This is a genomic window from Bacteroides sp. NSJ-48 (assembly GCF_014287405.1).
Classification (GTDB): Bacteria; Bacteroidota; Bacteroidia; order Bacteroidales; family Bacteroidaceae; genus Bacteroides; species Bacteroides stercoris.
In genome coordinates this window covers 1-11,544 of the sequence record NZ_JACOOD010000072.1, presented here as the reverse complement: position 1 = coordinate 11,544, position 11,544 = coordinate 1, and the positions used below count along the sequence as shown (strand labels likewise).

At 41.4% G+C, this 11,544-nt stretch carries 9 protein-coding genes and 1 pseudogene; all 10 read left to right on the top strand.

Annotation, left to right across the window (positions count from 1 at the left end):
• Positions 1-376: pseudogene (locus H8S52_RS18870) on the top strand (hypothetical protein); the annotation flags it as partial.
• A gap of 317 nt (positions 377-693) precedes the next feature.
• The gene (fldA, locus tag H8S52_RS18865) at positions 694-1,200 is read left to right on the top strand and encodes a flavodoxin FldA (RefSeq protein WP_117899917.1); all 507 of its coding nucleotides are present in this window, start codon (positions 694-696) and stop codon (positions 1,198-1,200) included.
• 33 nt (positions 1,201-1,233) lie between these two features.
• Positions 1,234-1,596, top strand: coding sequence for a DUF2023 family protein (locus H8S52_RS18860; RefSeq protein ID WP_117899918.1), 363 nt, complete (start codon positions 1,234-1,236; stop codon positions 1,594-1,596).
• 390 nt (positions 1,597-1,986) lie between these two features.
• Positions 1,987-3,327 carry a hypothetical protein gene (locus H8S52_RS18855; protein WP_117899919.1) on the top strand — a complete coding sequence of 447 codons (1,341 nt, stop codon included), beginning with the start codon at positions 1,987-1,989 and terminating at the stop codon, positions 3,325-3,327.
• 26 nt (positions 3,328-3,353) lie between these two features.
• Positions 3,354-4,508: an imelysin family protein gene (locus H8S52_RS18850; protein ID WP_186910371.1), complete on the top strand. Its 1,155-nt coding sequence runs from the start codon at positions 3,354-3,356 to the stop codon at positions 4,506-4,508.
• A gap of 110 nt (positions 4,509-4,618) precedes the next feature.
• A complete protein-coding gene (locus H8S52_RS18845) occupies positions 4,619-6,049 on the top strand; it encodes a di-heme oxidoredictase family protein (protein ID WP_004303731.1) in 1,431 nt (476 codons plus the stop codon).
• A 27-nt stretch (positions 6,050-6,076) separates the two neighbouring features.
• Positions 6,077-7,291: a porin gene (locus H8S52_RS18840; protein WP_004303732.1), complete on the top strand. Its 1,215-nt coding sequence runs from the start codon at positions 6,077-6,079 to the stop codon at positions 7,289-7,291.
• Positions 7,292-7,314: 23 nt separating this feature from the next.
• A complete protein-coding gene (locus H8S52_RS18835; RefSeq protein WP_117899921.1) occupies positions 7,315-8,028 on the top strand; it encodes a hypothetical protein in 714 nt (237 codons plus the stop codon).
• A 21-nt stretch (positions 8,029-8,049) separates the two neighbouring features.
• Complete coding sequence (locus H8S52_RS18830) at positions 8,050-9,204, top strand: Rid family hydrolase (RefSeq protein WP_004300129.1); 1,155 nt, start codon at positions 8,050-8,052, stop codon at positions 9,202-9,204.
• Between the two features lie 20 nt (positions 9,205-9,224).
• Positions 9,225-11,324 carry a cytochrome c biogenesis protein CcsA gene (gene ccsA / locus H8S52_RS18825; protein WP_117899922.1) on the top strand — a complete coding sequence of 700 codons (2,100 nt, stop codon included), beginning with the start codon at positions 9,225-9,227 and terminating at the stop codon, positions 11,322-11,324.
• Positions 11,325-11,544 lie beyond the last annotated feature (220 nt).

The window sequence follows — 11,544 nt, the reverse complement described above, 5'->3', positions numbered from 1 at the left end:
AGACGTCCGCGCAACAAGTATGCGGATGTGGCGGAGTCCTATCTGTCCTACTGCAAGAAAAGAAAGAGGAAGGCTTCAAGGACAAGGATGCTCAAGCGCCGTATGATCAGACTCCTTGATATCCACCTCCTTTGTACACAAGGGAAGGGCGGCCAGGGATGAATCCTTGAGAAAGGTTCTCAGAAGTGAACTCTCTAAAGAAAGGACTACCCGACTTGAGGGAAGCTTCGGTACACAGAAGCAACATTACTCACTCTCAAGGATAAAGGCACGGAAGAGAAAGACGGAAATCCTATGGATTTTCTTCGGAATACATACAGCAAATGCCGTACTGATGATAGACAAGATCAGAAACAGAGCAGTCAAAGCGGCATGACATGATTTTACTGACAGAATCAGAAGAGGTCATCAGACCTCTTCCGGAACGTCATGTCCTGTTGAGTAAGAATATATGATAAATTCAGAAAAATGACAATAAAAATGGCATATGAAGTGATGATACTTTGCCATCTTCATATGCCATTGTATTTTCTAGGGATATTTACTGAATATCCCGAAAAAGATCGACCATTTTTTATTCCATATATCCCCATTTATAATGAGAAGGAGACAAATCTTCCATTATAAATGGGGATTTCCTATTTCTTTAAGACCCTCTATCTTTGCAGCGTTACATTTAAAAACGAATCAAAGATGAATAAAATTGGTGTATTTTATGGTTCCACAACCGGAACAACAGAAGATCTTGCCCGTCGAATTGCAGAGAAATTAGATGTGCCATCGGCAGATGTATTTGATGTATCCAAGCTAACAGAGGCATTAGTCAATGAATATGACGTATTGGTGCTCGGCTCTTCCACATGGGGAGCAGGCGAACTTCAAGACGACTGGTACGATGGAGTAAAAGTTTTAAAGAAGTGTGATTTATCCCACAAATCTGTAGCCCTGTTTGGTTGCGGCGACTCTGACTCGTATAGCGACACATTCTGTGACGCAATAGGTATTCTTTATGAAGATCTGAAAGATACCCACTGCAAATTCTGTGGAGCAACAGATACTGCAGGCTATACCTTCGATTCCTCCATTGCCGTCGTAGACGGTAAGTTTGTAGGTCTTCCACTTGACGAAGTCAACGAAGATAGCAAAACAGACGAACGTATCAGCGTATGGGCTGAACAAGTGAAACAAGAAATTAGCTAATTTTACCTTAACATAAAAAGAATACTTTGCATCATGGCAACTGAAAGAATCATCCCCGGCGAAATCCGAATTTTTCTTAATCATATTTATGAGTTTAAGAAAGGCGTACGCAACATGATACTTTACACAATGAGTAAAGAGCACGAAGAATTTGCCATCCGCCGATTGAAAAATCAAAAGATCAGTTATATGATACAGGAAGTAGGTACCAATAAAATTAACCTGTTTTTTGGAAAGGCAGAATGTATGGAAGCCATGCGGCACATCATCATCCGTCCTTTAAACCAACTGACTGCCGAAGAAGATTTTATTTTAGGAGCTATGCTGGGATATGACCTTTGCCAGCAATGCAAACGATATTGCAGTAAAAAAGAAGGTATAAAGATGGCAGTTTAAGCGATAACCTTAGCATAAGTTTAGCTTTGTTTGTATGTAGTTTGTCTGAGTTGAATCGTTTCTGAAAAGGTAGTTTCCTGATGGTAGATATACTCAAGGAAACTGGTTGTAGAAGAAACGATTCGCTCAATTACAAACAAAATCGGTGACGCTATGAAATAATAAAGACAACTCTACACACTAACAACAGACAAAGGTGTATTTCAGTATGATAATTTTTACTGATATACACCTTTGTCTGTTTTATTTCATCTACTACTATATTTTTTTTACTCTTTAGATTAAAATTACCTACATATACTGAATTTAAGAAACAACTATGCCTAATATTAGGTATTGCCACATTTTTTAACCTCATCTAACTTTGCAGCCGATAAAATTATTAAAAAGATGAGAAAAATAACAGCAATCGTTATTCTTAGTCTCCTACCTTCTCTTACAATTCCAGCACAGGAGACAAAAGAAATTTCCAAAAGTAGTAATTCTTCTTCTACAGAAGAATATACAAAATTCCGTTTTGGAGGATACGGTGAAATGGTCGCTAATTTTAAAGATTATGGCATCAACCGTTTCTATGGAGGAAACGATGGTAATCCAAAGAAAAACAGGAATACCATTTCAATTCCCCGTTTCGTTTTAGCTTTTGATTATAAGTTCAATTCCAAATGGATACTCGGTGCAGAGATTGAGTTCGAATCTGGTGGAACAGGTACAGCTTTCGAATTAGAAAACACCGAAAACGGTGAATACGAAACAGAAGTTGAAAAAGGAGGTGAAGTAGCTATCGAACAATTTCACATCACACGTTTAATTCACCGCTCCCTCAATGTACGTGCCGGACATATTATTGTTCCGGTAGGATTGACTAACGCACACCATGAACCGATCAATTTCTTCGGAACTTCACGCCCGGAAGGTGAAACAAGCCTTTTGCCTTCTACCTGGCATGAAAATGGTCTGGAAATCTTTGGTTCTTTCGGAAAAGGGTATGCAAGCTTCGATTATCAAGCTATGGTGGTAGCAGGCCTGAATCCTAATGGATTCGATCGTAACACATGGGTAGGTAGTGGCAAACAAGGAATCTTTGAGGAAGACAACTTCACTTCTCCCGCGTATGTATTTCGTTTAGACTATAAAGGAGTTCCCAATTTACGTGTAGGTGCATCATTTTATTATTGTGCAGATGCAGGAGCCAACTCTGATAAAGAACAGACTTATGCAAGCTATGGAAAAATTCCGATAAGAATCTTCACCGCAGATGCACAGTATCGCAATAAATATGTAACGGCACGCGGTAATATCTTATATGGAAATTTAGGAAATTCATTAGGAGTAAGTCAGGCAAATGTCAAATTATCCAATAAATCGCCTTACAGCCGTCTGGCTCCGGTAGCGAAGAATGCCGTAAGTTATGCAGCAGAAGCCGGTATTAATATCCGCTCGGTCTTCGGAGACAATAAAAAGATTCCGGTAATCTATCCATTTGCCCGCTATGAATACTACAACCCACAAGAGAAAGGGGAAAAAGGGCAAACGATGGAAAAGCGTTGCCAAGTAAGTATGTGGACAGCGGGATTAAATTGGTACGCTTTGCCAAACTTAGTGATAAAAGCAGACTATGCAACCCGCCAGATTGGTACAAATAAAGTTTTTGGCGTATCAAAGTCATACAACAGTGAAAACGAATTTTCTATTGGAATTGCCTATATAGGATGGTTTATTAAGAAATAACAAATAATCAATTATTTAATTTTTATATGATGAAAACAAAATTCTTTTATGTCGCAGCCCTAATATTGGGATTAGCATTCACAACAACTTCTTGCAGCAGTGATGATGACAACCCAACAGTAGATCCTGCTAATATTGATTACACTCCTGAAAATGCATCAAGCTGGCATAACTACATGAGAAATGTAGCAGCACTTCTAAAAACAGATGCAACCAATCTCTACAACGCATGGAATTCAAGCTATAAAGGAGGTGAAAGCTATGCTTCCCTGTTCAAGGCTCATAGTGCCTCTCCTTACGCAAGCGCCTTGAGCTGTGTGGAAGAAATCGTGGATAAATGCGCGGAAATTGCCAATGAAGTCGGTACAGCCAAAATTGGTGACCCATACAACTTGTATAAAGCCGGAAATACTGAAGAAGCATTATATGCTGTGGAATCCTGGTACAGCTGGCATTCTCGTGATGACTATACCAATAACATTTATTCCATCCGGAATGCATATTACGGTTCTTTAGACGGTAATATAAATGCTAATTCTTTATCTACTGTTATCGCCGGTGTTAATTCATCATTAGATACCAAGATAAAGAATGCTATCCAAAAAGCGGCAAAAGCCATTCAGGATATTCCGCAACCTTTCCGTAATCATATTCCCAGTAACGAAACGGTAGCAGCTATGGATGCTTGTGCAGAGCTGGAAAGTATACTGAAGAATGACTTAAAATCCTATATTGCAAATAATAGCAACAATATCAATACGGACACAGTACTTAATCCTGTAGTAACACAATATGTAGATGCAGTAGTAGTGCCTACCTACAAAAGTTTGAAAGAAAAAAATGACGCTCTCTACAATGCAGTAATAGCCCTTGCAGACAATCCGTCAAATAGTGCTTTTGAAACAGCTTGTGATGCTTGGATCACTGCTCGTGAACCATGGGAAAAGAGCGAAGCTTTCTTATTCGGTCCGGTAGACGAAATGGGACTTGATCCTAACATGGACAGCTGGCCTCTGGATCAGAACGCTATTGTACAAATACTGAATTCTCAAAGTTGGAGTGATCTCGAATGGAGTGAAGGTGATGATGAAGCTGCTGTCGAATCGGCACAAAATGTACGCGGTTTCCACACATTGGAATTCCTTCTCTACAAAAACGGTGAACCACGTAAAGTACAATAAAGCTTTATCTTAGCTAAGATATTATTGAGAAGTAAAGGTTGGAATTCAATGATCCACCTTTACTTCTTTGGTATGTTTAAAACATATTATTGAAACAAAGTCAATAAACAATGAATCACTTTCTAAAATATTCATTCTCTTTCTTTTGCCTGTTGGCATGCTCTGCCTGTGATGATGACGGAATTGACATATTGGATATCGAGATTCCGGAGGGCTATGCTCTATCAGCCGGAACATCAACTATTTTCTTGAATTCGTCTGTTGCTTATGACACGCCTGCAGATTGGATAACAGGAGCATACGATGTACGTTTCACCCGAGGCGACAGGCTATATGACGATGTACGTACAAGCAACAACGGGCATGGCGGCGGACTTGGCCCCGTTTATGCCGGTTATTCGTGCGGCAGTTGCCACCGGAATGCGGGACGTACCAAACCCTCTTTATGGACAGAGGGTGGATCGGGCAGCTATGGATTCTCTTCCATGCTAGTCTACATATCCCGTAAAAACGGAGCTTTCTTTCAAGATTATGGACGTGTGCTTCATGACCAGGCAATCTATGGAGTGCAACCGGAAGGCAAACTGTCTGTGGAATACACTTACGAGACATTTTCTTTCCCTGATGGAGAAGCCTACACGCTTTGCAAACCCAATTATACTATATCCGAATGGTATGCCGAAGAAATCAAACCGGAAGATTTGTTTTGTACCGTACGTATTCCATTACGCCATGTAGGCATGGGGCAAATGATGGCACTAGATCCTGTTGAAATTGAAGCACTTGCAGCAAAAAGTAATTATCCCGAATATGGAATCAGCGGACGATGTAATTACATCACCGAACGCGGAGTGAGAAGTCTGGGATTGTCCGGCAACAAAGCTCAACATGCCGATTTAACTGTAGAATTGGGATTCTCCAGTGATATGGGCGTTACCAACAGCCGCTATCCGGAAGAAATCTGTGAAGGACAAATACAAGTAAACCAAGGCAGCATGATGGGGCTTTCTTACGACCAACTGGATGTCAGCACAGAAGAGATGGAAAACGTAGATCTCTATATGCAAAGTCTTGGTGTTCCCGCCCGGCGTAATGTAAACGATCCGCAAGTAATCAAAGGGGAACAGAACTTCTATAAAGCCAAATGTCATCTCTGTCATGTGACCACTTTACACACTAAGACACGTGGTAGTGTTTTATTAAATAATACTCAACTCCCGTGGTTAGGCGGTCAAACGATTCACCCTTATTCTGATTATCTATTACATGATATGGGTTCTGAAATTATGGGAGTCGGACTGAACGACAACTATGTAAGCGGGCTGGCACGTGGAAACGAATGGCGTACTACCCCTCTTTGGGGAATCGGCTTACAAGAAAAGGTCAACGGACATACTTATTTCTTGCATGACGGACGTGCCCGCAATCTGACAGAAGCCATCATGTGGCATGGCGGAGAAGGAGAAGCATCAAAGAACTTATTTAAGAATATGAGTAAGGAAGACCGGGATGCGCTGATTGCATTTTTAAATTCACTTTAAACTAAAAGTAGTATATATAAAGTAATTATGAAGAGATTTATAATCATTGCCATGCTGACTGCCATAATGCCTTTGGCCGCTATGGCACAACATGAAGAAGATACAGAAAATGGTGTAGTATCATTAGCTGGAAGAGAAGGATTCACTATCGAAACCAAGAAAGGAGATTTTGTATTCAAACCCTATCTGCTCGTACAGACCAGTGCAAACTTCAATTGGTACGACGATGAAGGACTGGATAAAGCATACAATCAAGATAACATAGCCAACTCCGGATTTTCAGTTCCTTACGCCGTACTCGGATTCACCGGAAAGGCTTTCGATAAAGTATCTTTCAACCTTTCCATAAATGCGGCAGCCAGCGGAGGTGCATTACTTCAACAAGCCTGGTTTGATGTTCAACTGAAAAAGCAGTTTGCCATCCGGGTCGGTAAATTCAAAACTCCGTTTTCACATGCCTACCTGACAACACTGGGAGAAACATTGTTACCTAGTTTGCCAGTATCACTGACTGCTCCCGTTATCCTCCCCTATTCTTTGAATGCGGTAACACCCAATATTGGCACCGGATTCGATTTAGGTGTAGAGATTCACGGTTTGGTAGCTGATAAATTCGGGTATGAAATCGGTTTATTCAACGGTACGGGTGCAGCAGTAAATACAGCAACAAAAACATTTAGTGATGACTGGCACATTCCGTCTTTACTGTACGCCGGACGTTTCACCTATATGCCTAAAGGAGTGATGCCCGCTACACAGGGAAATCCGAACAGGCTGAATGAAGACAAAATCATGTTTGGTATTTCTACCTCTATCAATGTAGAAAGTGAAAATGAAAGTACCAATGATTATCGTGCCGGATTGGAGTTTGCAATGCTAAAGAACAAACTTTACCTCGGTGCTGAAGTCTATTATATGAATGTTGGCTTCACAAAAAGACAAAAGATTTCCGAGTCATATAATTACCTGGGCGGCTATGTACAAGGTGGTTACTTCGTTGCCCCCCGTCTGCAAGCAGCTGCACGCTATGATTTCTTCAACCGTAACGGAATGGACACCAATGGTTTTCTAAATATGCCAGCCGTGGGTATGAACTATTTTTTCAAGAACTGTAATCTGAAGTTACAAGCGATGTACCAGTATATTGCCCGTAAAGGTCATGATACCCAACTTGATCGGGATAACGACGATTTAGGTTTGGCAGTACATTCGGCCAGTATTCTACTTCAGTACACATTCTAAATAGCACAAGAAAGGATTTGTTTATGAAAAAATACATTCTTTTCGGGGGTTATCTACTGTTATTGGCATACATCACATCATGCGATGACGGACGTATTTACGAAAAGACAGAGACCCTATCAGAAGAAGGACGCACGCTGAAGATGAGCGGTAAGATCAATGGTATCAGTAAATGGCCCGATGGTTATAGTGTTGTAGTGGCAGGCTTCAGTGATGAGAGCGAGTATGCCGTTGTCACCAAAACAATTCCGGCGGTCGAAGATGATGAGATCCAGGTTACGATGACAGGAGTCAGTGATAAAGTAACCACTATTGAATTGTGCGTTATTAATAAATTGAGAAAACGAGTTATCAGTTTTCAGTCAATGGACGACCTTACAGCAGTTGACGACACCATCCTTATGGATGTGGGAACTGTAAATGTAGGTATGTACCATGGCATTCAAGAAAAAGTATTTAATACGACATGCGCACACTGTCATGGTGGAGGTAGTTCGGCAGCAGCCAACCTGTATCTGACAGAAGGCAAAAGTTACAAGGCACTGGTCAACCGCCCGTCGAAGAAAGTAGATGGCATGTTACTCGTCAAGCCGGGCAGTGCGCAAGAAAGCGTATTGCACACATTATTAAATACCACTATTAGTTCAACCTGGGGATACGATCACTCAAAAGAAATAGTATCATCCCCGATTTTGACCCTTATTGACGACTGGATCAATAACGGTGCGCAAGAATAAATAGTTATTTACCCAACTGATATGAACAACAAAAAACAACAGAATATTCAGTCTGAAAAGACGCTAACAGAGATTTTTAAATATAATGCAGGAGGAGAAGCTTCAGAGTATCATATTATCATTCATTCTACTAAACCGGAAGATACATACGAAGAACAGCTGAATGCAGTATTAAACACCTACGATTATTTACTTACCCAAGAATTGAAAGGAGCAGTTGCCATCCTCAAACGTTATTTCCTTAGTGACGCTGCCAATCAGGCAGATACACTACTGGCATTGACAACCGAAGGTTCGGACTGCGCACTTTCCATTGTGGAACAGCCCCCGCTGGACGGAACAAAAATTGCCTTATGGGTTTACCTGTTGACAGACGTACAGACACAAGTCTTACATAACGGGCTTTTTGAGGTGAAACACAGTGCCTATCGCCACTTCTGGGGCGGTAGTGCATTCAATCGTGCCGCCAATTCGGAATACCAGACCCGTCTATTATTGAATGACTATGTGATGCAACTCATGGAACAAGGTTGTAAACTGGCAGACAATTGTATCCGCACATGGTTTTTCGTGCAAAATGTAGATGTGAATTATGCCGGAGTAGTGAAAGCACGTAATGAAGTTTTCGTCACCCAAAACCTGACAGAAAAAACACATTATATTTCCAGCACAGGCATCGACGGCCGGCATGCCGACCCGAAAGTACTGGTACAAATGGATACTTACGCCGTAGCAGGACTGCAACCGGAACAGATTCATTTCCTCTATGCTCCTACCCATCTGAACCCAACTTATGAATATGGAGTAAGCTTTGAACGTGGCACGTATGTAGATTATGGCGACCGCCGACAGGTATTTATTTCAGGAACGGCAAGTATCAACAACAAAGGCGAAGTGGTATATCCCGGCAACATCCGCAAACAGACAGAACGAATGTGGGAGAATGTGGAAACCCTGTTGAAAGAAGCGGACTGCACGTTTGAAGATTTGGGACAAATGATTGTATATCTGCGTGACATAGCCGACTATGCAGTTGTTAAAGCAATGTATGACAAACGTTTCCCACATACTCCTAAAGTATTTGTTCATGCTCCGGTATGCCGTCCCGGATGGTTGATTGAGATGGAATGTATGGGAGTGAAAGAATGTAAGAATAAGGAATACGCTCCATTTTAATATCATAAAAGATTATACAGTTGAAAAGGTTACTTATTATCTTATATATCTGTCTGGTGGGACTACTCGCTGTGACTACTTTCGTAGAACAAGCGTATGGGACAGATTTTGTAGAAAGAAATATATATCATACATGCTGGTTTTGTTGTTTGTGGGGAACAATTGCCACCATTGCACTTGTTGCTCTCATCCGACGCGCTTTATGGCGACGGTTCCCCATATTGTTGTTTCATGGCTCCCTCCTCGTTATCTTGGTGGGGGCCATGATTACGTTTATCGGAAGCAAAAAAGGATACGTACACTTGCTTCCGGGGGCAACAATAGACAGTTTCCAGGAATCGGAAAGCGGCAGAAAAGCTGATCTGCCATTCACAATACAACTAGATAGTTTCCGTATAGCATACTATCCCGGAACAGAAGCACCGGCAGACTACATCAGCTATATCACCTACTCTCTTCCCGGACAGAAAAATGTTCTATTACACGAACAGATTTCAATGAATCGTATATTTACATCACAAGGTTTCCGTTTCTATCAGTCATCTTTCGATGATGACGGAAAAGGGAGCTGGCTGACTGTCAATTATGATCCATGGGGAACAGGAGTGACTTATGCGGGATATATCCTGCTCGGTCTCTCCATGATTTGGCTACTATTTTCCCGCAGTAGTGATTTCCGACGCCTGCTAAACCACCCGCTACTTAAAAAAGGAGGTGTATTTATACTGTTTATTTTCTGCCTTGCAGGTAACATGCAAGCACAAAAAAAACTCCTTCCTGCATTGAAACGAACACAAGCGGACAGTTTAGCACAGGAACAGGTTATTTATCACGACCGGGTAGTACCTTTCAACACATTAGCCCGTGATTTCATTCAGAAACTGACAGGAGAAGCTTCATATAAAGGATTGACACCTGAACAAGTGATAGGTGGCTGGTTACTTTATCCGGAAGTGTGGAGAAATGAGCCATTGATATGCATCAAAAATACAGAATTACAGCATTTATTAAACTTACAAACACCTTATGCTCGATTAACTGATTTATTTGACGGTTCTGTTTATCGTCTCCGTGAACATTGGCAACGTGAACAAGGACAACAAAGCAAACTCGCCAAAGCAATCCAGGAAACAGATGAAAAAGTAGGCCTGATCCTGATGTTGGAAAAAGGAACATTCATCCATCCATTACCCACTGATGGCAGCGTGCAACCTCTCTCCGAACTGGAAGTGAAAGCAGAATTACTCTACAACCGGATTCCGTTCAGCAAGATTCTTTTTATGATAAATCTGTCATTGGGAGTGTTGTCTTTCCTGCTTCTACTTCATAACAGCCTGCAAAGAAATATCCTCTCGCCCAAAGCCAAAACGATTTCCCGCATGGCAGGAACTTTCTTTTCTGTTGCACTCTATCTTGCTTTCATATTCCATCTAGCAGGATATTGCCTGCGCTGGTACATTGGCGGTCGTATTCCACTTAGTAACGGTTACGAAACCATGCAGTTTATGGCTCTTTGTATTCTTTTGATAGCCTGTCTGCTCCATCGAAGATTCTCATTTATACTTCCATTCGGATTCCTCCTCTCCGGCTTTGCTTTGTTGGTATCCTATCTGGGACAAATGAATCCCCAGATAACCCCATTAATGCCGGTGCTCGTCTCTCCATGGCTAAGTATTCATGTTTCATTGATTATGATGTCTTATGCCCTATTGGCATTCATCATGCTAAACGGAATACTGGCATTATGCCTCCGGAAAAAAGAATCGGAAAACAATGTCTCCGGAAACGACGCTATACAAGACAACCGGATAGAACAGTTGACGCTAGTCAGCCGTTTGCTGCTCTACCCTGCCACCTTCTTTTTAGGAGCAGGCATCTTTCTGGGAGCAGTTTGGGCAAACGTTTCCTGGGGACGATACTGGGCGTGGGACCCGAAAGAAGTATGGGCACTGATTACTTTTCTGGTATATGGAGTAGCCTTCCATTCACAAAGCCTGCGCATTTTCCGCAAGCCTCTATTCTTCCATATCTATATGATTCTTGCTTTCCTGACCGTCTTAATGACCTATTTCGGGGTAAATTATGTTCTTGGAGGGATGCATAGTTATGCAAACGCCTGAACCACTATATATAGCTAGTAATTGATAGAAGAATACCCATTTTAGGGGATTGCGGGAAAAGCGGAAAGCCCCTATCTTTGCAGTATCAGAATTAAATTAATTAGGGACATTCATTAAATAGTATAAAATTAGCCAACTAATTCATACACAAAGTATTGCGAATTAGTTGGCTTTTTTGTATCTTTAGGTATTCCCCCGCAAATAAGGTTTAGCAGCCAAA